Source organism: Pseudomonas sp. 1152_12, assembly GCF_052850675.1.
Genome location: NZ_VXCW01000008.1, coordinates 114,172 through 137,023 on the forward strand (window position 1 = coordinate 114,172; position 22,852 = coordinate 137,023).

At 60.6% G+C, this 22,852-nt stretch carries 21 protein-coding genes; 11 read left to right on the plus strand and 10 right to left on the minus strand.

All coding sequences use genetic code 11. The features are described 5' to 3' along the window. Positions 1-5 precede the first annotated feature (5 nt). From mrdA to FW764_RS16750, 9 genes are all read left to right on the plus strand, one after another. A complete protein-coding gene (mrdA, locus tag FW764_RS16710) occupies positions 6-1,904 on the plus strand; it encodes a penicillin-binding protein 2 (protein WP_446434826.1) in 1,899 nt (632 codons plus the stop codon). Positions 1,905-1,935: 31 nt separating this feature from the next. Next, positions 1,936-3,039, plus strand: a complete 1,104-nt coding sequence (rodA, locus tag FW764_RS16715; protein ID WP_446434974.1) for a rod shape-determining protein RodA — start codon at positions 1,936-1,938, stop codon at positions 3,037-3,039. A 17-nt stretch (positions 3,040-3,056) separates the two neighbouring features. Beyond that, the gene (mltB, locus tag FW764_RS16720; protein WP_446434827.1) at positions 3,057-4,067 is read left to right on the plus strand and encodes a lytic murein transglycosylase B; all 1,011 of its coding nucleotides are present in this window, start codon (positions 3,057-3,059) and stop codon (positions 4,065-4,067) included. After that, on the plus strand, positions 4,067-5,065 hold the full coding sequence (locus tag FW764_RS16725; protein ID WP_446434828.1) for a septal ring lytic transglycosylase RlpA family protein: 999 nt from the start codon (positions 4,067-4,069) through the stop codon (positions 5,063-5,065). The genes mltB and FW764_RS16725 overlap by 1 nt, the downstream gene beginning before the upstream one ends. Before the next feature lie 178 nt (positions 5,066-5,243). Continuing rightward, positions 5,244-6,401: a D-alanyl-D-alanine carboxypeptidase family protein gene (locus FW764_RS16730; protein WP_446434829.1), complete on the plus strand. Its 1,158-nt coding sequence runs from the start codon at positions 5,244-5,246 to the stop codon at positions 6,399-6,401. Between the two features lie 85 nt (positions 6,402-6,486). Further along, positions 6,487-6,768, plus strand: coding sequence for a DUF493 domain-containing protein (locus FW764_RS16735; protein WP_446434830.1), 282 nt, complete (start codon positions 6,487-6,489; stop codon positions 6,766-6,768). After that, the gene (lipB, locus tag FW764_RS16740; RefSeq protein WP_446434831.1) at positions 6,768-7,415 is read left to right on the plus strand and encodes a lipoyl(octanoyl) transferase LipB; all 648 of its coding nucleotides are present in this window, start codon (positions 6,768-6,770) and stop codon (positions 7,413-7,415) included. The genes FW764_RS16735 and lipB overlap by 1 nt, the downstream gene beginning before the upstream one ends. A 2-nt stretch (positions 7,416-7,417) precedes the next feature. After that, positions 7,418-8,437: a lipoyl synthase gene (gene lipA, locus FW764_RS16745; protein ID WP_446434832.1), complete on the plus strand. Its 1,020-nt coding sequence runs from the start codon at positions 7,418-7,420 to the stop codon at positions 8,435-8,437. 151 nt (positions 8,438-8,588) lie between these two features. Continuing rightward, positions 8,589-9,521, plus strand: a complete 933-nt coding sequence (locus tag FW764_RS16750; RefSeq protein ID WP_446434833.1) for a S66 peptidase family protein — start codon at positions 8,589-8,591, stop codon at positions 9,519-9,521. A gap of 69 nt (positions 9,522-9,590) precedes the next feature. Here FW764_RS16750 and FW764_RS16755 read toward each other — a convergent pair whose 3' ends face one another. From FW764_RS16755 to leuS, 5 genes are all read right to left on the minus strand, one after another. Continuing rightward, on the minus strand, positions 9,591-10,916 hold the full coding sequence (locus FW764_RS16755) for a lytic murein transglycosylase (RefSeq protein ID WP_446434834.1): 1,326 nt from the start codon (positions 10,914-10,916) through the stop codon (positions 9,591-9,593). Between the two features lie 61 nt (positions 10,917-10,977). After that, positions 10,978-11,142, minus strand: a complete 165-nt coding sequence (arfA, locus tag FW764_RS16760; protein WP_003176285.1) for an alternative ribosome rescue factor ArfA — start codon at positions 11,140-11,142, stop codon at positions 10,978-10,980. Between the two features lie 229 nt (positions 11,143-11,371). Beyond that, the gene (gene holA / locus FW764_RS16765; protein WP_446434835.1) at positions 11,372-12,409 is read right to left on the minus strand and encodes a DNA polymerase III subunit delta; all 1,038 of its coding nucleotides are present in this window, start codon (positions 12,407-12,409) and stop codon (positions 11,372-11,374) included. Between the two features lie 39 nt (positions 12,410-12,448). Next, positions 12,449-13,054 carry an LPS-assembly lipoprotein LptE gene (locus FW764_RS16770; RefSeq protein ID WP_446434836.1) on the minus strand — a complete coding sequence of 202 codons (606 nt, stop codon included), beginning with the start codon at positions 13,052-13,054 and terminating at the stop codon, positions 12,449-12,451. Positions 13,055-13,142: 88 nt separating this feature from the next. Beyond that, the gene (leuS, locus tag FW764_RS16775; protein ID WP_446434837.1) at positions 13,143-15,749 is read right to left on the minus strand and encodes a leucine--tRNA ligase; all 2,607 of its coding nucleotides are present in this window, start codon (positions 15,747-15,749) and stop codon (positions 13,143-13,145) included. A 262-nt stretch (positions 15,750-16,011) separates the two neighbouring features. Here leuS and FW764_RS16780 point away from each other — a divergent pair, with 262 nt between their 5' ends. Next, a complete protein-coding gene (locus FW764_RS16780; protein ID WP_446434838.1) occupies positions 16,012-16,329 on the plus strand; it encodes a hypothetical protein in 318 nt (105 codons plus the stop codon). A 96-nt stretch (positions 16,330-16,425) separates the two neighbouring features. Next, positions 16,426-17,187 carry a YdcF family protein gene (locus tag FW764_RS16785; RefSeq protein WP_446434839.1) on the plus strand — a complete coding sequence of 254 codons (762 nt, stop codon included), beginning with the start codon at positions 16,426-16,428 and terminating at the stop codon, positions 17,185-17,187. A 128-nt stretch (positions 17,188-17,315) separates the two neighbouring features. Here the strand turns inward: FW764_RS16785 and lnt are convergent, their stop codons facing one another. The 5 genes from lnt to miaB all read right to left on the minus strand — a co-directional run bounded on the left by lnt (position 17,316) and on the right by miaB (position 22,738). After that, on the minus strand, positions 17,316-18,839 hold the full coding sequence (gene lnt / locus FW764_RS16790) for an apolipoprotein N-acyltransferase (protein ID WP_242152860.1): 1,524 nt from the start codon (positions 18,837-18,839) through the stop codon (positions 17,316-17,318). An 8-nt stretch (positions 18,840-18,847) separates the two neighbouring features. Beyond that, complete coding sequence (locus tag FW764_RS16795; protein WP_015373027.1) at positions 18,848-19,687, minus strand: HlyC/CorC family transporter; 840 nt, start codon at positions 19,685-19,687, stop codon at positions 18,848-18,850. Positions 19,688-19,730: 43 nt separating this feature from the next. Then, positions 19,731-20,189 (minus strand): rRNA maturation RNase YbeY, encoded by a 459-nt coding sequence (ybeY, locus tag FW764_RS16800; RefSeq protein WP_094951263.1) that lies wholly within the window; start codon positions 20,187-20,189, stop codon positions 19,731-19,733. Beyond that, positions 20,182-21,183 (minus strand): PhoH family protein, encoded by a 1,002-nt coding sequence (locus tag FW764_RS16805; RefSeq protein ID WP_446434840.1) that lies wholly within the window; start codon positions 21,181-21,183, stop codon positions 20,182-20,184. The genes ybeY and FW764_RS16805 overlap by 8 nt, the downstream gene beginning before the upstream one ends. Positions 21,184-21,388: 205 nt before the next feature. After that, positions 21,389-22,738, minus strand: a complete 1,350-nt coding sequence (gene miaB, locus FW764_RS16810; protein ID WP_446434841.1) for a tRNA (N6-isopentenyl adenosine(37)-C2)-methylthiotransferase MiaB — start codon at positions 22,736-22,738, stop codon at positions 21,389-21,391. Positions 22,739-22,852 lie beyond the last annotated feature (114 nt).

The following is a 22,852-nucleotide window of genomic DNA, read 5'->3' on the forward strand; positions in this document are numbered from 1 at the left end:
TCCCGATGACCCAGCCGATCCGCATCAAGGACCACGAGAAAGACGCACGTCTGGTGCGCTCGCGGGTCATTTTTGGCGCTTTTCTGGTAGTGGGTTTGATTGCGGTGTTGATTGCGCGCCTGTATTTCCTGCAGGTGATCCAGTACGACTATCACTCCACATTGTCGGAAAATAACCGGGTGCATGTGCAGCCGATTCCGCCGACCCGTGGGCTGATTTTCGACCGCAATGGCGTGGTGGTAGCGGATAACCGGCCCAGCTTCAGCCTGAGCATGACTCGCGAGCGTTCCGGCGACTGGCAGCAGATCCTCGATGTGATCGTCGAGGTGCTGCAGATGACCCCGGAAGACCGGGTGATTTTCGAGAAACGCATGAAGCAGGGGCGTCGGCCGTTCGAGCCGGTGCCGATCCTGTTTGAGCTGACCGAAGAGCAAATTGCGCGCATTGCCGTGAACCAGTTCCGCCTGCCTGGTGTGGAAGTGGTGGCGCAATTAGTGCGGCATTACCCGCAAGGGCCGCACTTTGCCCACTCCGTCGGCTACATGGGGCGCATCAACGAGAAAGAGCTGAAAAGCCTCGATCCGGTGAATTACAGCGGCACTCACCACATTGGTAAAACCGGCATCGAGCGATTCTATGAGCCCGAGCTGCATGGCCAGGTGGGTTACGAGGAAGTCGAAACCAACGCGCGAGGTCGCGTGCTGCGAGTGCTCAAACGTACCGACCCGGTGCCGGGCAAAGACATCGTATTGAGCTTGGACATCAAGCTGCAGGAAGCGGCTGAAATGGCCCTCGGCGGTCGGCGTGGCGCGGTGGTGGCACTGGATCCGAAAACCGGCGAAGTGCTGGCGATGGTCAGTCAGCCGAGTTTCGACCCCAACCTGTTTGTCACCGGGATCAGTTTCAAGGCTTACGCCGAGTTGCGTGATTCCATCGACCGGCCACTGTTCAATCGCGTGCTGCGCGGGCTGTACCCGCCAGGTTCGACCATCAAACCGGCGGTGGCGATTGCCGGTTTGGATTCGGGGGTGATCACCGCGTCGAGCCGTGTGTTCGACCCGGGCTACTACATGCTGCCCAATTACGACCACAAATACCGTAACTGGAACCGCACCGGTGACGGCTATGTCGACCTGGACACCGCGATCATGCGTTCCAACGACACCTATTTTTATGACCTGGCCCACAAGCTGGGCATTGACCGGCTGTCAGCCTACATGGGCAAGTTCGGCCTCGGTCAGAAAGTCTCCCTGGACATGTTCGAAGAATCCCCAGGCTTGATGCCATCGCGGGAGTGGAAACGCGCGACCCGTCGCCAAGCGTGGTTCCCGGGTGAAACCCTGATCCTCGGCATCGGCCAGGGCTATATGCAGGCCACCCCGCTGCAACTGGCCCAGGCCACGGCGCTGGTGGCCAACAAAGGGATCTGGAACCGTCCGCACCTGGCCAAGACCGTCGAAGGCGAGCGGCCTGTGGATGAAAACCCGATCCCCGACATCGTGCTGCGCGACCCGTCCGACTGGGCCAAGGTCAACCACGGCATGCAGCAAGTGATGCACGGCGCCCGTGGTACCGCGCGCAAGGCAGCGGTTGGCGCGCAGTACCGTATCGCCGGCAAGAGCGGTACCGCCCAGGTGGTCGCGATCAAGCAGGGCGAGAAATATGACCGTTCCAAGGTTCAAGAGCGCCACCGTGACCACGCGCTTTTTGTCGGATTTGCCCCGGCCGATGACCCGAAAATCGTCGTGGCGGTGATGGTCGAAAACGGTGAATCCGGTTCCGGCGTTGCAGCGCCCGTCGTGCGTCAAGTGATGGACGCCTGGCTATTGGCCGATGACGGCAGGCTCAAGCCCGAATATGGCGGCCCCCCTTCAAGCAACGAGGTTCCGGCCCGTGAAGAGTAATTTTGACCGCATCCTCTCCAGCGAGGATGTGATGCGTCGCCGCGCGACGTTGTTGCAACGCATGCACATTGATGGCCCGTTGCTGATCCTGCTGCTGACTTTGGCGGCCGGCAGCCTGTTCGTGCTGTATTCGGCCAGTGGCAAGAACTGGGACCTGCTGATCAAGCAGGCCTCCTCGTTCGGCTTGGGCCTGTTGTCGATGGTGGTGATCGCCCAGCTGGAGCCACGATTCATGGCGCGTTGGGTCCCACTGGGGTATATCGCTGGCGTATTGCTGTTGGTGGTGGTGGACGTGATGGGCCACAACGCCATGGGCGCGACGCGCTGGATCAATATTCCAGGGGTGATTCGTTTCCAACCGTCGGAATTCATGAAGATCCTCATGCCGGCGACCATCGCTTGGTACTTGTCCAAGCGCACCTTGCCGCCGCAGCTCAAGCACGTGGGCATCAGCCTGATCCTGATTGGCGTGCCTTTTATCCTGATCGTGCGCCAGCCGGACTTGGGCACGTCGTTGCTGATCCTCGCAGGTGGTGCGTTCGTGCTGTTTATGGGCGGCTTGCGCTGGCGCTGGATCCTCAGCGTGCTGGCTGCGGCGATCCCGGTGGCTGTGGCGATGTGGTTCTTCTTTATGCACGACTACCAGAAGCAGCGGATTCTTACGTTTCTTGACCCGGAGAGCGACCCGTTGGGCACGGGCTGGAACATCATCCAGTCCAAGGCGGCCATCGGTTCTGGCGGCGTATTTGGTAAGGGCTGGTTACTGGGTACACAGTCGCACTTGGACTTTTTGCCTGAGAGCCACACTGACTTCATTATTGCGGTCATGGGCGAAGAGTTCGGCCTGGTGGGCATTTGCGCGCTGTTGCTGATTTATTTGCTGTTGATTGGTCGCGGGCTAGTGATCACCGCGCAGGCGCAGACACTGTTCGGCAAATTGCTCGCCGGCAGCCTGACCATGACTTTTTTTGTTTACGTTTTCGTCAACATCGGTATGGTCAGTGGCTTGTTGCCGGTGGTGGGGGTGCCGTTGCCGTTCATTAGCTACGGTGGAACTTCGCTGGTGACATTGCTGTCAGCGTTTGGGGTTTTGATGTCGATTCATACGCATCGCAAGTGGATCGCTCAGGTTTGAATAAGGTGAAGATGTCAATGCAAGTAATGCGCGGCTGGGCGACTCGGCATGCGTCCTGGATGAGCCTGATTGGGCTGCTGGGCGCGACGCAAGAGGCGCAGGCCGGTGACTACGATGGCTCACCCCAGGTCGCCGAATTTGTCGGTGAAATGACCCGCGACTATGGTTTCGCCGGTGAACAGCTGATGGGCGTGTTCCGCGAAGCCCAGCGCAAGCAGGCGATCCTCGACGCGATCTCGCGTCCCGCCGAGCGCGTTAAACAGTGGAAAGAATACCGCCCGATGTTCCTAACCGACGCCCGCGTGGCGCGCGGTGTGGACTTCTGGCGCCAGCATGAAGCCGTGTTGGACCGCGCCGAGCAGGAATACGGCGTGCCAGCCCAGGTCATCGTCGCGATCATCGGCATTGAAACCTTCTATGGACGTAATACCGGCAGTTACCGGGTGATCGACGCCTTGTCGACCCTGGGCTTCGATTACCCGCCGCGCGCGGAGTTCTTCCGTAAGGAGCTGCGCGAGTTTCTGCTGCTGGCCCGCGAAGAACAGGTCGACCCGCTGACCCTCAAAGGCTCCTACGCCGGTGCGATGGGCTTGCCGCAGTTCATGCCGAGCAGCTTTCGCGCCTACGCGGTGGATTTCGACGGCGACGGCCACATCAATATCTGGAGCAACCCGGACGATGCCATCGGCAGCGTGGCCAGCTACTTCAAGCGCCACGGTTGGGTCGGCGGTGAGCCGGTGGTGATTCGTGCCAATGTGACCGGTGATCGTGCCGATGAAGGCCTGACCCAGGGAATCGAGCCGGTCAAGACCGTCGGGGAGTTGCGAGCGCTGGGCTGGTCGGGTCAGAATGCGCCACGCGATGATATGCCGGTGACGGCGTTCCGCCTGGAAGGCGAAAACGGCCCGGAATACTGGATGGGCCTGAAGAATTTTTACGCAATCACGCGTTATAACCGCAGTGTGATGTACGCCATGGCCGTGCATCAGCTGTCTGACATGCTAGTACAAGCACGGGGCAACAAGTAATGCGGGCATCGCCGTTCAATAAACCGCTCAAGCTGGTGGCGTTTGCCGCGTTGTCCTTGTTGGTTGTCAGTTGTTCCTCCACCACCAGTCGCGCGCCTGCGCAGAAGGGCGGTGTGGTCCGTGCCCAGCCGGGCCTGGACATCAATCGCGCGCACAAAGACGGCGCGCCGTGGTGGGACGTCGACGTGTCGAAAATCCCGGATGCCACGCCCACCCTGCACACCGGGCCGTATAAGGCCAACCCGTACACCGTGCTGGGCAAGAACTACTTCCCGCTGCAGGATTCCAAGAGCTACGTGCAGTCGGGCACCGCGTCCTGGTACGGCACCAAATTCCATGGCCAGAACACCGCCAACGGCGAGGTGTATGACCTGTATGGCATGAGCGCGGCCCACAAGACCCTGCCACTGCCCAGCTACGTTCGTGTGACCAACCTGGACAACAATCGCACGGTGATCCTGCGGGTCAACGACCGTGGGCCGTTCTATTCGGACCGGATCATCGACTTGTCTTACGCGGCTGCGAAGAAACTCGGTTATGCCGAAATCGGCACCGCGCGGGTGAAAGTTGAAGGTATCGACCCGGCGCAGTATTGGGCTCAGCGCGGCAAACCCGCGCCGTTGATGCTCAACGAGCCGCAAACGCGGCAGCCGCAGGTAACTGCGTCAACCGGCAAGATCGAGCAGTGGACGCCGCCTCCAGCACAGCACGCGCCAGACACGGTGGTGGTGCCTCACGCGGCACCGGGTGCCTCTACTGTGGGCGGCCAGTACCTGCAAGTGGGTGCTTTCGCCAACCCGGATGCGGCAGAACTGTTAAGGTCCAAGCTCAGCGGCATGGTCAATGCGCCGGTTTTCATCAGCTCCATCGTGCGTAACCAGCAGACCTTGCACCGTGTGCGCATGGGGCCGATTGGGTCGCCAAGCGAAGTGGCGCAAGTGCAGAACAGCGTGCGCCTGGCCAACCTGGGGCAACCCAGCGTGGTCACCGCCGAATAATAAAGGTTGAAGGTTGAGGCTCGTACGCGAGCCTGAACCCTGGTTGTTGGCTCGTTGAAGAATAAAAACCCAGGGGCAAGGGGTGAGCGGGCAACCGAACACGCGACAGTCTGGCAGCGGGCTGTCTGAATAGTTTTGCCCGCGAGGGCAAGTTTCCATAAGCAATTTCGAGAGACGGATGAACATCACCACCTTAGCCAAACGCACGTGCCTGCTTCTTTCGCTGATCATCACCCCGGCCGCCTGGGCGGTTGAAATGGTGCCGGCTTCCCCGCAACTGGCCGCCAAGGCCTGGGTGCTCATGGATGCCGCCAGCGGCAATGTGCTGGTCGAAAACAACGGTGACCAGCGGCTGCCACCCGCCAGCCTGACCAAGCTGATGACGGCTTACATCGCGACCCTGGAAATCCGTCGCGGCCAGATCGGCGAGAACGACCCAGTCACCGTCAGCGAAAACGCCTGGCGCACCGGCGGTTCGCGGATGTTCATCAAGGTCGGCTCGCAAGTCACCGTGAGCGACTTGCTGCACGGCATCATCATTCAGTCCGGTAACGACGCCAGCGTGGCCCTGGCCGAGCACATCGCCGGCAGTGAAGACGCCTTCGCCGACATGATGAACAAGACTGCCGGCGACCTGGGCATGACCAACAGCCACTTCATGAACCCGACTGGCCTGCCGAACCCAGAGCACTACTCGTCGGCTCACGACATGGCAGTGCTGGCTCGCGCGATCATCCGTGTTGACCCGGTGCACTACGCGATCTACTCCCAGAAGGAATTCTTCTGGAACAACATCAAGCAACCAAACCGCAACCTGCTGCTGTGGCGCGACAAGACCGTCGACGGCCTGAAAACCGGCCACACCGACGAAGCCGGCTACTGCATGGTGTCGTCCGCTGTACGTGACGGCCAACGCCTGATCGCGGTGGTCTTCGGCACTAACAGCGAGCAGGCCCGTGCGGCCGAGACGCAAAAACTGCTGACCTACGGTTTCCGCTTCTTCGAAACCCAGACCTTCTACCAGAAGGGTGCCGAGCTGGCTCAAGCGCCGGTGTGGAAAGGCGCGACCCACCAAGTCAAGGCTGGCCTGGCTGAAGACCTGACCTTGACCATGCCTAAAGGCCAGCTGAAAAAGCTCGTTGCCAGCATGACCATGAACCCACAACTGGTTGCGCCAATTGCCAAGGGTGACGTCATCGGCAAAGTCGAAGTGAAGCTGGACGACAAAGTGGTGCACAGCGCCGACCTGATCGCTCTGGAAACCGTCGACGAAGGTGGCATCTTCCGCCGCGTGTGGGATAGCATCCGTCTATTCTTCTACGGCTTGTTCAACTGATTGTGTGCACCTGCAAAGCCCTGCGTTGATCCGACGCGGGGCTTTGCCCGTCGCCACGGCTTACCGCTTACGAGGCCGTTCTGCCATGACCGATAAAGAAGTAGAAGTAAAGGCGCCAAAGATCGAATTCCCGGTGACCGATTACCCTATCAAGGTGATCAGCGACACGGGTGTGGGCCGCAAAGACAGGATTATCGAGATCGTGCGTGTACACGCGACGATCAACGACAACCGAGTGGACGAGCGTTTGAGCACCAACGGTAAGTACACCACGATCCAGTTGCACATCGTTGCGACCGGTCAAGACCAGCTCTACGACATCAACAGTGAACTGCGGGCCACCGGCTTCGTGCACATGGTGTTGTGATGTCACAGGTCGTGGGCTTTCGCGAGCTCGGCCAGATGGCCTACGAGCCCGTTTGGCACGCCATGCAGCGGTTCACTAATGAACGCGGCAGCTCGGCGCCGGATGAGATTTGGCTGGTGGAACACCCACCGGTCTTTACTCAAGGCCAGGCCGGCAAGGCCGAGCATCTGCTGCTGCCTGGGGATATTCCGGTGGTGCAGGTCGACCGAGGGGGTCAAGTGACTTACCATGGACCGGGTCAGCTTGTAGCGTATCTATTGCTGGACGTGCGCAAGCTTGGGTTTGGCGTACGTGACTTGGTAAGCCGCATGGAGGCTTGCCTGATCGAGCTGTTGGCCAGTTACGGCGTGAGCGCCGCGGCCAAGCCCGATGCACCCGGTGTGTATGTGGGCGGCGCGAAAATCGCCTCCCTCGGTTTGCGGATTCGCCATGGCTGTTCCTTTCATGGCCTGGCCCTGAACGTGGACATGGACCTGGCGCCGTTCGGGCGCATCAACCCGTGCGGTTACGCAGGGTTGGCGATGACCCAGCTGAGTGAACACGCCGCACCGATTAAATTTGCCGAGGTAAGTGCCCGGCTGCGTGCGCAGCTCGTCAAACACCTCGACTATGCTGAGCAGACGACCCTTACGGGCGGAATCGACTGATTATGACTACTGATGCAGTGCAAACCATGATCCCGACGCTGGACATCACCGAGCGTCCGGCCCCGCGTGCCAAGGTGGAAGCCGGCGTCAAGCTGCGCGGCGCCGAGAAGGTTGCACGCATCCCGGTCAAGATCATCCCGACTACCGAACTGCCGAAAAAACCGGACTGGATTCGCGTGCGTATCCCGGTTTCGCCGGAAGTCGACCGTATCAAGGCCCTGCTGCGCAAACACAAGCTGCACAGCGTGTGCGAAGAAGCGTCATGCCCGAACCTGGGTGAGTGCTTCTCCGGCGGCACTGCCACCTTCATGATCATGGGGGACATCTGCACGCGTCGTTGCCCGTTCTGCGACGTTGGCCATGGCCGGCCGAAACCACTGGACGTTAACGAGCCGCAAAGCCTGGCCATCGCCATCGCCGACCTGAAACTCAAATACGTAGTGATTACTTCGGTAGACCGCGACGACCTGCGTGACGGCGGTGCCCAGCACTTTGCTGACTGCATCCGCGAAATCCGCAAGCTGTCGCCAAACGTGATGCTCGAAACCCTGGTGCCCGATTACCGTGGCCGCATGGACGTCGCGCTGGAAATCACCGCCGCCGAGCCACCGGATGTGTTCAACCACAACCTGGAAACCGTGCCTCGCCTGTACAAGGCCGCGCGCCCAGGTTCGGATTACCAGTGGTCGCTGACCCTGCTGCAACGATTCAAGCAGATGATGCCGCACATCCCGACCAAATCCGGCCTGATGCTGGGCTTGGGTGAAACTGACGAAGAAGTGATCGAAGTCATGAAGCGCATGCGCGAACACGACATCGATATGCTGACCCTGGGCCAGTACCTGCAGCCGTCGCGTAGCCATTTGCCGGTGCAGCGCTTCGTGCACCCGGACACCTTTGTCTGGTTTGCCGAGGAAGGTTACAAGATGGGCTTCAAGAACGTGGCGTCAGGCCCGTTGGTACGCTCCTCGTACCACGCCGATGAGCAGGCCAAGCTGGTCAAGGCCAGCCTGGTTTCGTAAAAAGGTCTGCGCAACGCTGCAGATCCAATGTGGGAGGGGGCTTGCCCCCGATTGCGGTATATCAGTCGCTACCTGTGCTGGCTGGTTCAACGCTCTCGGGAGGCAAGCCCCCTCCCACATTTCGTTCCGCGTTATAAATGGAGACTTATGGATGAGTATTGAACGTGCAACTGCCGTACCCGCCCTTCGTGCCGGAGGCGTAGTTGGCCTGATTGCCCCTGCCGGCCCGGCCGCCCTCGACGTTGAAAAAGCCGGGCAATGGATGCGCGCCCGTGGACACGAGTTACGGATCTTCTCGGGTGTATACGAACGCGACGGTTACCTCGCAGGCAGCGACGAGGTGCGTCTGCGCGACCTGCATGCTGCCTTTGCCGACCCCGAAATCGATGCCATCTTCTGCCTGCGCGGCGGCTACGGTACGCCACGCTTGCTGGATCGCCTGGACTTCGACCTGCTGCGCGCCAACCCCAAGCCATTTGTGGGTTACAGCGATATCACCGCGTTGCACCTGGCGATCAACCGTTACGCAGGCTTCGTGACCTTTCACGGGCCGATGCTTAATGCTGATTTGCTTGGCGACAAACAGCAACCTACTGAGTCATCGCTGTTCAGCCTGCTGCGCGGTCAACTGGAGGCTGGCAGCGTGCTGGCGCACCCGATGGCCTACCCATTGACCACGATCGAGCCTGGTACCGCCTGTGGGCGTTTGCTGGGTGGCAACCTGTCGATGATCGCGGCGGTGATGGGTACGGCTTATGAGATCGACGCCGAAGGCATCATTCTGTTTATTGAAGAGGTCAACGAGCCCATCTACCGCATCGACCGCCTGCTGACGCATCTGCGCCTGGCGGGCAAGCTTGCGCAGGTCGCCGGCGTGCTGGTGGGGGATGTGTCGGGTGTGGATAAGGCTGCGTTGGAACGGCTGCTCAAGCAGACCTTCGAACCGTTGCGCATTCCGGTGTTGTCCGGCTGGCGCAGCGGGCATTGCGATCCGAACCTGACGCTGCCGATGGGCGCGCTGGTGCGCTTGGACGCGGGGGAGCAGCGGCTGGTGTTGGAGCAGGATGTAGTGTTCAAGCCCTGACGTGGTGATAAAGCCGCCGTGCGGTTTTTTGTGGCGAGCGGGGCAAGCCCGCTCGCCACAATCGCAGGTCTATCGGTTCTGCAACGACTCCAACAGCTTCACCGTCGGATACCCATCCGCCGGCCAACCCAACGACTGTTGCGCCGCGCGAATCGCTTTGCGCGTATTGGCGCCAATAATCCCATCCGCGTTGCCCGCGTCATAGCCATTGGCGCTGAGTACCCTCTGCAAATCAATACGCTGGGAGCGACTCAGCGGCAGCTCATCTTTTGGCCAAGCGCCACGAATCACACCGCCGCCACCAAACCGCTCCGACAGCAGACCAACCGCCAGCGCGTAGGACGACGAGTTGTTGTACTTGAGGATTGCGCGGAAGTTGTCCAGCACCAGGAACGCCGGGCCGCGATAGCCCGCCGGCAGTAGCAGGGCAGCAGAGAGTTGATCGACGTTAGGTGGCATGCTCGCGCCAGACGGCAGTTGGATACCGAGTTTCAGCCACTCGCTAACGGTTTTGCGCACGCCGCCATCTGCCAGGGCGTAATCGAAGTTCACTGGCAGTTGCTTGACTTCAAAGCCCCAGGGCTGGCCTTTCTGCCAGCCGGAGCTTTGCAGGTAGTGTGCGGTGGAGGCCAGGGCGTCGGCCGGGCTGTTCCAGATGTCGCGTCGACCGTCGCCATCGAAGTCGACGGCGTGGGTGTTGTAAGTGGTCGGGATAAATTGGGTCTGGCCCATCGCACCGGCCCAGGAGCCTTTCATCTGGTCGGCTTGGATATCGCCATGCTGGATGATCTGCAGTGCCGCCAGCAGCTGCGCCTGTGCGAACGCCGGACGACGGCCTTCGTAGGCCAGAGTCGCCAGGGAGCGAATCACCGAGTTGTTGCCTTGGAACTGGCCAAAGTTGCTTTCCATGCCCCACACCGACACCAGTGCTTGGCGGTCAACGCCGTAGCGCTGTTCGATGCTTTGCAGGATGTCGGCATACTTGATCAGCAAGGCCTGGCCGTTGCGCACGCGCACTGGCGATAGGGCGCCGTCGAGGTATTCCCAAACTGGGCGGGAGAACTCCGGTTGGCTGCGGTCAGCGCGAATCACTGCCATATCGGGAGTCACACCGGCAAACGCGTTATCAAAGACAGCGGGTGTGATCCCGACCTTCAGAGCCTCCACGCGAAAGCCCGCCTGCCATTCGGCAAAGGTCTGGGGCGGTTGGATATCAAGGTTGTCTACCGCCAGCGGGGCGACCACAGCAGGCGCAACGGCTGGCACAGTCTGCAGCGTTGGCAGGGGTTGAGCGTCTGCGGCGGTGGGTTTCTCGGCGCAGGCGACAAGCAGAATGAGGCTGGAGGCAGCGATCAATTGGCGAAGGTGCCAACGACGGGAAAGGCTAGAGGGCATGCACAGGTCCAGGGATTACAAATCAGGTGCAGACCTTATCATGCCAGAGGGGCGCTTGCCTTCAGGCAGCCAGAAAGTAAGAAGCCTCCCAGCTATTAGACTGGAAGGCTTCGCGGCGGTAGCTGCCTTTGCCCTTGCCGGCGCGTTCTTGGCGGCTGCGGAACAGTGGCTGGGCGATGATGGATTTGGCCTTGTTGGGGCCATGCTTGGATGGCTTTTTGCTCATGTTCAGTACTCTCTAAAGATGGGGGCTCGCGGTGCGAATCATCTGCCGAAGTGACGCGGCTGTAAAGCCCGGCGCCGTGTAGGCGGTTTCACACTATCAAGTGGGCATGGTTAATGTGGGAGCTGGCTTGCCTGCGATATCGGTGTATCAGTGCCAGAAATGCAAGCGGACTCACCGCCATCGCAGGCAAGCCAACTCCGACAGGAAAACATCGGGTGTTTGGAGGGGGTTATTCAGCCGGCAATGACAGGCGCTGCCCAGACATCAAAAGTGACAAACGACTCAGGCTCATCCACGGTGAGCCCGCCGCCTGGCCTTTGATTTGCGCGTCGATGCGCTGCGCTTCCAGCAACAGCTGCGCCCAGCGTTGCGCTGAGTGGCGTTGCAGCGCTTTGCTCATCAGCGGTTTGCGTTTGTCCCACACCGGTGGCCGCGCCTGACTGAAGCACTTGTCCAGCGCAGTGCCCTGGCTGTATTGCAGGGAAATATTGGCCAGCACCCGCAGTTCCCGGGCCAGGGCCCACAGAATCACCGGTGGCTCCACGCCTTCGCCGCGCAGCCCTTCGAGCATACGCAGGGCGTGGGCGGGTTCGCCGTTAAGAATCGCATCCACCAGCCCGAACACGTCAAAGCGCGCGCTGTCGGCCACCGCGCCTTGCACGGTTTCGACGGTGATTTGCCCGTCTTCGGCCATCAGCTTGAGCTTTTCGATCTCTTGGGCGGCGGCCAGCAAGTTGCCTTCGACCCGGGCGGCAATAAGCTCCACAGCGTCTTGCGTCGCCGACAGCCCCGATTGGGACAGGCGCTGACGAATCCACTGCGGCAACTGGTTGCTGTCCACTGGCCAGATCTGGATGAACTGGGTCTGTGGGCCTTCTACCAGCGCCTTGCCCCACTTGGTTTTTTGCGCGCTGGCGTCAAGCTTGGGCAGGCTGATCAGCAACACCGTGTCTTCGGCGGGCCGCGAGCAGTATTCCATCAAGGCTGCCGCGCCCTTGTCCCCAGGCTTGCCCGAAGGCAGGCGCAGTTCCAACAGGCGTTTTTCGGCGAACAGCGACATGCTCGCGCCGGCTTGCAGCAGCGTGCCCCAGTCGAAACTGGCGTCGGCGCTGAATACCTGGCGTTCATCGAAGCCTTGCTGGCGTGCGGCGGTGCGAATCGCGTCTGCGGCTTCCTGGCATAGCAGCGGGTCATCACCGCTGACGATATAGACAGGCGCGAGGCCACCTTGCAGGTGTTTGGCGAGTTGGGCAGGGGCGAGTTTCATAGGCGGGCGGAACGGGGCGCCAGGGGCGCCCCGCCTGGCTTACTCGACAGGGACTTCAACAGGTGATTGTTTCGGCGTGTTGTCTTCGTACTCTTGCGCAGCTTTCAGGGCGTCGGCGTCAGCCTTGGCCTTGTTGTCGGCGGTGAGTTGCAGGGCTGCCAGTTTTTCCGGGGTCAGCTGTTGCAAACGAACCATGATGCGCTGGATCAGCTCACGACGCATTTCCTTGCGAACCTGGATAATTTCCGAGTCCGAACCCACCAGGTTGTTGCCATCGTGGCTGACGACCTTCTGCACTTCGATCTTGTCGCCCATCAGTGGCAGGTGGTCGCGGCCTTGTACTTCGAAGTTGAGCGCGGTGCTCAGCTCGATGTCCGACGCACGACCAGCACTCGCGTAGCTGAGGTTACGCTGTGTTTCTCGCTCGTCTACCAGGTTCAGTTTGTAGGTCGCGCCGGTGTAGACACGCACGCCGCTGTTTTCCAGGGTCTGGCGCAGCTGAGTCACGGTGTCGCCATAGGCATTGCGGGCGCTGAGGTCCAGTTCCTTGAGCGACAGTTCATTGGTGCCGGTGCCGCGCAGCTGGAAGCCGCAAGCGCTCAGCAGCACAGCGAGGCCCATCACCAGCAAATTGCGTTTGATCATTTTGTTGCTCCCCTTGAAACCGTGTGGGCCTTATCGAGGCCTTAAAGGTTTAGTTCGGCGCAGGGCTCAAGCCCTGCGCCCGATCCGATTAGCTAGCGACGATGTTGACCAGTTTGCCGGGCACCACGATCACTTTGCGGATCGTCAGGCCTTCGGTAAAGCGCAGCACGTTCTCGTTGACGCGGGCAGCCGCTTCAACGTCTTCGCGGCTGGCGCTGGCTGGCATATCAATCTGGCCGCGCAGTTTGCCGTTGACCTGGATGACCAGTTGCAGCGTGTCCTGTACCAGGGCGCTGTCATCCTGAACCGGCCAGCGGGCATCGATCACCGCGCCGTTGTGGCCCAAACGGCTCCACAGTTCGTGGCTGATGTGCGGCGTGATCGGGGCCAGCAGCAGAACTACCGCTTCCAGACCTTCCTGTACCAGCGCGCGGTCTTGTTCCGTAGTGTGCGGTGCTTTTTCCAGCACGTTCATCAGCGTCATCACTTGGGCGATGGCGGTGTTGAATTTGTGGTTCTGCCCCACGTCCTGGCTGGCTTGGCGAATGGCCAGGTGGGTGCTGCGGCGAATGGCTTTCTGTTCATCGCTCAAGGACGCCACGTCCAGTTTGCCCGGCAAGCCCTGGCTGACATGGGCGTGCGCCAGGCGCCAGACGCGCTTGAGGAAGCGGTGCGAACCTTCGACGCCGGAGTCGGACCATTCGGCGCTCATGTCGGGCGGCGAAGCGAACATCATGAACAGGCGGCAGGTGTCGGCGCCGAACTGGTCGATCATCGACTGCGGGTCGACGCCGTTGTTCTTCGACTTGGCCATCTTCTCAGTGCCGCCGATTTCCACCGGCAGGCCGTCGGCTTTCAACGTGGCGCTGATCACCTTGGCTTTGCTGTCGCGCTCAAGCTCGACGTCTGCCGGGTTGAACCAGGTGTAGGCGCCATTGGCTTCGCGGCGATAGTAGGTGTCGGCGATCACCATGCCCTGGGTCAGCAGGTTCTTGAACGGCTCATCAGAGCTGACCAAACCTTCGTCACGCATCAACTTGTGGAAGAAGCGCGCGTAGAGCAGGTGCAGAATGGCGTGTTCGATACCGCCGATGTACTGATCCACCGGCAACCAATGGTCGGCCGCGGATTTTTCTACCAGACCGCCTTCATAGTGCGGCGAGGCGTAGCGGGCGTAGTACCACGAGGACTCGACGAAGGTGTCCATGGTGTCGGTTTCACGCTTGGCCGGTGCGCCGCATTTCGGGCACGCGCACGCGTAGAACTCGGGCATGCGTGCCAACGGCGAACCTGCACCATCCGGCACCACGTCTTCCGGCAGTACTACCGGCAATTGATCTTCCGGCACCGGCACGTCACCGCAGGTTTGGCAGTGGATGATCGGGATCGGGCAGCCCCAGTAGCGCTGGCGGCTGATGCCCCAGTCGCGCAGGCGGAACTGGGTGCGCGAGGCGCCGAGGTTTTTCTTGATCAGTGCGACTTCGATGGCGTCGAAAGCACCCTGGAAATCCAGGCCGTCGAACTCGCCGGAGTTGATCAGCTCGCCGTGCTCACCGTAGGCGTCTTGCCATGGGGCCGGGTTGGTGTCACCCACGCTTGTACGCACCACGGACTTGATCGGCAGACTGTACTTGGTGGCGAATTCGAAATCGCGCTCGTCGTGGGCCGGCACAGCCATTACTGCGCCATCGCCGTAGTGCATTAGCACGTAGTTGGCGACCCAGACTGGCAACTTTTCACCGGTCAGCGGATGCTCGACGAACAGCCCGGTCGGCAGGCCTTTTTTCTCTTGGGTGGCGACGTCGGCTTCGGCCACGCTGCCGCCTTTGCATTCGGCGATGAAGGCTTGCAGCTCAGGGTTGTTCTGCGCAGCTTGGGTGGCCAGCGGGTGTTCAGCGGCCACGGCGACGTAGGTCGCGCCCATCAACGTGTCTGGGCGGGTGGTGAAGACTTTGAGTGCGCCCGCTGCGCCGATGGAGTCGACGTTGTAGGGGAATTGCACTTCCATGCCTTTGGATTTTCCGATCCAGTTGCGCTGCATGGTCTTGACCTGTTCAGGCCAGCCCGGCAGGTCGTCGAGGCTCGACAAGAGTTCATCGGCGTAGGCGGTGATCTTGAAGTAGTACATCGGGATTTCGCGCTTTTCGATCAGCGCGCCGGAACGCCAGCCGCGACCGTCGATGACCTGTTCGTTGGCCAGTACGGTCTGGTCGATCGGGTCCCAGTTCACGGTGCCGCTTTTTTTGTAGATCACCCCTTTTTCGAACAGGCGAGTGAACAGCCATTGTTCCCAACGGTAGTAATCCGGCTTGCAGGTGGTCACCTCGCGGGACCAGTCCACCGCCAAGCCCAGGCTGCGCAGCTGGGTCTTCATGTAGGCGATGTTTTCGTAGGTCCACTTGGCGGGCGCCACGTTGTTTTTCATCGCGGCGTTTTCCGCCGGCATGCCGAAGGCGTCCCAACCCATAGGCTGCAGGACGTTCTTGCCGAGCATGCGCTGGTAGCGCGAAATCACGTCACCGATGGTGTAGTTGCGCACGTGCCCCATGTGTAGCTTGCCGCTGGGGTAAGGGAACATCGATAGGCAGTAGTAAGTCTCCTTGCCTGGCTGTTCACTGACTTCAAAGGACTTTTGCTCGTCCCAGAAGGTTTGGGCGGCATTTTCTATTTCACGGGGCTGATAGTGTTCGTGCATGGCTACTTTTGAACTGAATAGGGGTGGCCTAATCCTCTTCGGTGCAACGTTCAGGTTGATCGACACCAAAAAGCGGCGCGTCCGTGCCCAAACCCTGCGGGAAGTGGAGTTACAGGAAGCGCCGTAGCATACATGACCCCACTCTATCGAGGGAAACCCTGATTGCGCAGGCGAGGCCGTCTGTCGCGGCGCCAGGCAGGCATAGCCATGAGGACTACGCTGTTTATTGGGGAGTGAGTCTTATCTTCAATGAGGTGAGGGGATGGTTGAATCGCAGCGAACTTTAACGAAACCGCAGTTGTACGAAGGACTGATCGACCGTTTGGGTCGGGCATTGGATGCCGCAAGGACCGCAGGCCGATTGTGTGATGAAAGGCCTCTGGAGCTGGAGTTGCGAGGCTTGAGCCAGGCAGAGCTTGAACTGATCAAGGTTTACCTGGAATTGAATCACCACCGTGCCTCTCAGGGGCAGGCTTCCCCGCCTGCCCAGTTGCCCTCGCGTTCAGCCAAGGTGGTCTGGCTGAAGGACGTGGCCGCCGGTCGCGGCTCCGAAAAAATTCGGGCCGTTCGGTGCAAGTGAAACACCGTGTTATTCAGTAGCCTTCTCGAAAGTGCTGGTAAAGATTGTCGCTAAACCCCGTTGCATCTAGGCTTCGGGCATCTTTGGAGATGCCCGATGCCTTTTCGTTATTTCATTAAACAATTGCTGTTGCCGCCCGGCATTTTTTTGCTGTTGCTTGCGGTTGCCTGGTGGTTTCGCAAAAGCCGCCCGCGCCTGGCGGGAGTCTGCTTTGCCCTGGGGTTGGGCGGGATGTGGTTGATCAGCCTGCCGGTGATGGTGCAATGGGGCGCGCATGCGCTGGAGACCGAGCCACCGTTGGCCCGTGAAGAGTGGGCAACACTGGCCCAGCGGGCAGACGCGATCGTGGTGCTGGGCTCCGGGCGTGAACGGGGTGACCCGGCGTGGGGCTCCGATCAGCCCACCGGCATTGGCCTTGAGCGCCAGCGTTATGCTGCGCGACTGGCCAAGGCGTCCGGGCTGCCGGTGTTGACCAGCGGCGGCCTGCATTACGGCACGCCGCCGAGTGAGGCCGAACTGATGGCGGTGTCGATGCAGGATGACTTCGGCGTGGCGGTGCGCTGGAAGGAAGAGCGCAGCCGTACCACTTGGGAAAACGCACAGATGAGCGCCGAGATACTGCTGCCTCAAGGCATCAAGCGGGTGGTGGTGGTGACCCAGGCCTGGCACATGCCGCGTGCGGTCTGGAGCTTTGAGAAGGCCGGCTTCAGCGTGGTGCCGGGGCCGGTGGGCTTTTTGGGCGTGGACAATGCCCGGCCATTGGGTGGCTGGATGCCCGAGTTTGTGTCGGTGTGGCGCAGCGGGCAGTTGATCAATGAGGCGGTGGGGCAGGTGGGGTATCGGGTGTTGTACCGATAAGTCGAAACACAGCAGATTAAGTGTGGGAGCTGGCTTGCCTGCGACGGTGTCGAGTCAGTTGGCCGGTTTTTGGCTGGCCCACCGCTATCGCAGGCAAGCCAGCCCCCACATTGTTTTGTGTTTAGCCTTTAGACCGTTTTGGACATCCGCCCCGCCAGCAGCGCCCAGCCGAACAACCCCAGGCACACAATGATCAACGGCCACGAACGCCATTGCAGGTACGGCGTGAGGTTGTGCATCGGCACCACCTCGCCGTACAGAATGCCGCGCTCGAACTGCGGGATCTGCGCAGTAATCTGCCCAAACGGGTTGATCAGGCCAGTCACACCATTGTTAGTGGCACGGATCATCCAGCGGCCGGCCTCCAGCGCACGCATTTGCGCCATTTGCAGGTGCTGCAGCGGGCCAATCGAGCGGCCAAACCAAGTGTCATTGCTGATGGTCAGCAACAAATCGCTTTGGGCCGACAGGCCAGCGGCGAATTCTGGGTACACCACTTCATAGCAAATGAACGGCGCAATCTGATAGCCCTTGGCCTGCAGCATCGCCTGGTCAGACGGGCCGCGGGCAAAGTCCGACATGGGCAGGTCGAAGAAGGCGATCAGCCCGCGCAGCATGTCTTGCAGCGGCACGTATTCGCCAAAGGGCACCAGCTTCTGCTTCAGATAAGTGCCTTCGCCCTCGCCGACCACGGTGATGCCGTTGAAGTAGCGCTTCTGGTGGTGCACTTCCTGGCGGATCGGCACGCCGGTAATCAGCGCCGTGTGCCGGTCGGCGGCAAACTTGCCCATCATCCCGAGGTAGCCTTCGACAGACTCCTTGAGCACTGGCACAGCCGTTTCCGGCCACACCAGCAGGTCGACGGGCTTGGAGCTGAAGCTCATGTCACGGTACAACGCCAACTGCGCATTAAGCTGCTCGGGGTCCCACTTCATGCTTTGTTCGACGTTGCCCTGGATCGCTGCCACCGTCAGTGGGTCGCCCGAAGGCGAGGTCCAAGCGTGGTGTTTGAGTGCCAAGCCGATGGCCCACGGCGCTACCAGCAGCACCAAGCCCGCGCCGATAAAACCGTTGCGCTTGCTCGCCAGCAGGCGCGGCAGGTTGCACAGCACCGCCGCGGTCAGCGCCAGGGCGAAGGAAATCAGCCACATCCCACCCAACGGCGCGAGGCCGGTGAGTGGGCCGTCGAGTTGGCTGTAACCGGAGTACAGCCAGGGGAAACCGGTGAGGAACCAGCCGCGAAACGCTTCCTGGCCGACCCATAGCGCAGCAAACGTCAGCGCGTCGGCCAGCGGTGCTTCATTACGGCGCAACCAGCGCGCCCATAGCCAGGCGGGCAGGGCGAAGAACCAGGCAATGGCAGCGGTAAACAGCAGCATCAAGAAGCCAGCCAGCAGCACCGAAGCGCCGCCGAAGTGGTGGATGCTGTAGTAGATCCAGCTGGTGCCGGCGCCAAACAGGCCGAAACCAAAACACCAGCCACGGCCCAAGGCTTGGCGTGGCGTCAGCTCGCGCAGGCCGATATAGAAAAATCCGACCGCAACCAGTGCAAACGGCCACAAATCGAACGGCGCCAGCGCCAGGGTGGTGATGGCGCCGGCCACCACGGCCAGCAAGTTACCGGGCCAGCCGGGGCGGGTTAGGCGCTGCATGTCATTCCTTAGCGGGCAATAGGTGTCAGGCGAATCAGGTGAATACGGCGGCTGTCGGCATTCAGAATGCGGAAGCGATAGGCGCCGATCTCGGTGGTCTCGTTACGTTTAGGCAGATGCCCGAACGCACTCATTACCAAGCCGCCAACGGTGTCGAATTCATCGTCGGAGAATTCGCTGTCGAAGAACTCGTTGAAGTTCTCGATCGGCGTGAGTGCCTTGACCAGGAAGTCACCGCTGGGCAGCGGCTTGATGTAGCTGTCTTCTTCGACGTCGTGCTCGTCTTCGATGTCGCCGACGATTTGCTCAAGCACGTCTTCGATGGTCACAAGACCGGCCACACCGCCGTATTCGTCGATCACAATGGCCATGTGATTGTGGTTGGCGCGGAACTCGCGCAGCAGCACATTCAGGCGCTTGGATTCAGGTACGAAGGTGGCCGGACGCAGCAGGTCCTTGATGTTGAAGTTGTCGCCGTTCTCCTTGAGGATCAACGGCAGCAAGTCCTTGGCCAGCAGGACACCCATGACGTCGTCATGGCTTTCACCGATCACCGGGTAGCGCGAGTGCGCCGAGTCGATCACGGCCGGGAGGAATTCCCGTGGGGTCTGGGTCGCCTTGATGCTGATCATCTGCGAACGCGGGACCATAATGTCCCGGACTTGCAGGTCAGCCACCTGGATGGCGCCTTCGACGATGGCCAGCGCTTCGCTGTCCAGCAACTTGTTCTGATGGGCCTCGCGCAGCAGCTCAAGCAGCTCCTGGCGGTTTTTCGGCTCGTGGGCAAAAGCCTGGGTCAGTTTACCCAGCCATGACTTCTGCCCGTTGCTCGATCGGTCTTCGCTCATAGCGATTACTCTAAATCCTTTGTTGTGTCAGTAAGGTGTAGTTTCAGTTTTCGTCGTCTGCATACGGGTCGCGGTGACCCAATTCTGCAAGCAACGTTTGTTCCAGTGTTTCCATTTCCAAGGCTTCGTCATCGTCTATATGGTCGTAACCCAAGAGATGCAAGCAGCCGTGGATGACTAGATGGGCCCAGTGGGCCTCAAGTTCCTTGCCTTGTTCCTTCGCCTCGCGCTCCACCACTTCGACACAGATCACCAGATCGCCCAGCAAGGGAATATCCAGTAACTCATCCGGTACGTCGGCGGGAAAGGACAGCACGTTGGTCGCGTAATCCTTTTGGCGCCAGGTGTGATTCAGTTCACGGCCTTCGGGCTCATCCACCAGACGGATGGTCAGCTCCGAGTCGGCGGTGCGCTGGCGCAGGGCCAGTGTGCACCATTGGCGGAACTGCGCTTCGCTGGGGGCGGGCGCTTCGGTAGCCAGTTGCAGGTCAAGCTCAAGCATCGCGGCGAGCGTCCTTGGCCGGTGCGTCATCCTTGTGTTCGAAGCGCTCGTAGGCCTCGACAATGCGCTGTACCAGCGGGTGGCGGACCACGTCCTTGGGCATGAAGTGCGTGAAGCTGATGCCCGGCACGTCCTTGAGCACCTCGATCACCTGCGCCAGCCCCGATTTGGTGCCCTTGGGCAGGTCGACCTGGGTGACGTCACCGGTGATCACGGCAGTGGAGCCGAAACCGATACGGGTGAGGAACATCTTCATCTGCTCGACCGTGGTGTTCTGGCTTTCGTCGAGGATGATGAAGCTGTTGTTCAGGGTACGGCCACGCATGTAGGCCAGCGGGGCGATCTCGATCACCTGTCGCTCGATCAGCTTGGCCACGTATTCAAAGCCGAGCATCTCGTACAGCGCGTCGTAGAGTGGGCGCAGGTACGGGTCAATTTTCTGGGCCAGGTCGCCGGGCAGGAAGCCGAGCTTCTCGCCGGCCTCGACCGCCGGGCGCACCAGCAGGATGCGGCGCACTTGCTCGCGCTCCAGGGCGTCCACCGCGCAGGCTACGGCCAGGTAGGTCTTGCCGGTGCCGGCAGGGCCGATACCGAAGTTGATATCGTTACCGAGGATTTCTTTGACGTAGCGCTGCTGATTCAAGCCGCGTGGGCGAATCATGCCTTTTTTGGTGCGCAGGGCCACGCTGGCTTCGGCCACTGGGTTGTTGGCCAAATCTTCTACGGCAGATTCCTGCAGGTACAGGTGCACGGTCTCCGGCGACAGTTCACTACCCTTGGTTTCGCGGTAGAGGCGGCGGAGCAGGTTTTCTGCAGACGTGGTGTGTTGAGGTTCACCAATAAGCTCGAACTGATTGCCGCGGTTGCGGATCTCGATGCTCAGGCGTTGTTCGATCAGGCGCAGGTGCTCGTCGAACTGTCCGCACAGGTTGGCGAAACGGCGAGCCTCAAAAGGCTCGAGGAGAAAACGATGGGGTTCTATGGGTGCGTTCAAGGTCGCTTTTAGCCGCCCTTTGGCTGTTGAGATGAAAGAGAGGATAACGCCAGTGGCGCGGGGACGAAAGCACTTATCTAGCCCAAGTGCAGCACGGTTCCCATGTGGGAGCGGGCTTGCTCGCGAAGGCGTTGGGTCAGCTAATACATGTATCAACTGATCCACCGCCTTCGCGAGCAAGCCCGCTCCCACATTTTGCTCTCAATCAGTCAGAAATATGGGTGGGTGACTGCACCAGCGAGCCGCGCAACGAGTGCGGTTGCGCCGCATCAATGTGCACGTCGGCGAATTGGCCGATCAGGGCTGGCGTGTCGCAACGGAAATTGACGATCCGGTTGTTCTCGGTACGGCCTTGGAGCTCGCCCGGGTCTTTTTTCGAGTAGTCGGTGACCAGAATGCGCTGGATCGAACCGACCATTTGTCGGCTGATCTCGAAGCCTTGCTGGTTCAGGCGGTGCTGCAACGCGTTCAAACGTTCTTTTTTCAGCGCCTCAGGCGTGTCATCTGCCAAGTCGGCAGCCGGAGTGCCCGGGCGCTGGCTGTAGACGAACGAGTAGGAGAAGTCGAAACCGACGTCTTCGATGAGCTTCATGGTTTGCTGGAAGTCTTTCTCGGTTTCACCAGGGAAGCCGACGATAAAGTCCGAGCTGATGCAGATACCCGGCACTGCCGCGCGCAATTTGCGCAGTTTGGATTTGTATTCCAGGGCGGTGTGGTTGCGCTTCATCGCCGACAGAATGCGGTCTGAGCCCGATTGCACCGGCAGGTGCAGGTGCTTGACCAGTTCCGGCACTTCGGCGTGCGCCTGGATCAGGCTGTCGGAGAACTCCAGCGGGTGCGAGGTGGTGTAGCGAATACGGTCGATGCCGTCGACGGCGGCGACCACGCGGATCAGCTCTGCCAGGTCGGCGAGTCGCCCGTCGTGGGTCTGGCCGCGATAGCCGTTGACGTTCTGGCCCAGTAGCGTCACTTCACGCACGCCGTTTTCGGCCAGGTGGATGATTTCCGACATCACATCGTCAAACGGCCGGCTGACTTCTTCACCGCGGGTGTAGGGCACCACGCAGAAGGTGCAGTACTTGCTGCAGCCTTCCATCACTGACACGTAGGCGCTTGGCCCGTCGATACGCGGTTCGGGCAAGTGGTCGAATTTTTCGATTTCCGGGAACGACACGTCCACTTGCGGCAGTTTGGTGATGCGCGCAGCGTCGATCATTTCCGGCAGACGGTGCAGGGTTTGCGGACCGAAGACCACATCGACATAGGGCGCGCGGTCGCGGATCGCCGCGCCTTCCTGGCTGGCCACGCAACCGCCGACGGCGATCACCATCTCCGGGTTGGCCAGTTTTAATTCACGCCAGCGGCCCAGCTGCGAGTACACACGGTCCTGGGCCCGCTCACGAATCGAGCAGGTATTGAGCAGGATTACGTCGGCATCTTCGGCGCGGGCAGTGACTTCCAGGGCCTGGTGTTCGCCCAGCAGATCGACCATGCGCGAGCTGTCGTACTCGTTCATCTGGCAACCGTGGGTTTCGATGTAAAGCTTCTTGGCCATGGGAATCGTCAACTGGTGGTAAAGAACCGCGCATTATAGGGGGCATGTCCATTGGTTCCTAGCGCTGTGCATCGGGTGCCATGCTATAGTTCGCGCCCTCTTTTATATCCCCGA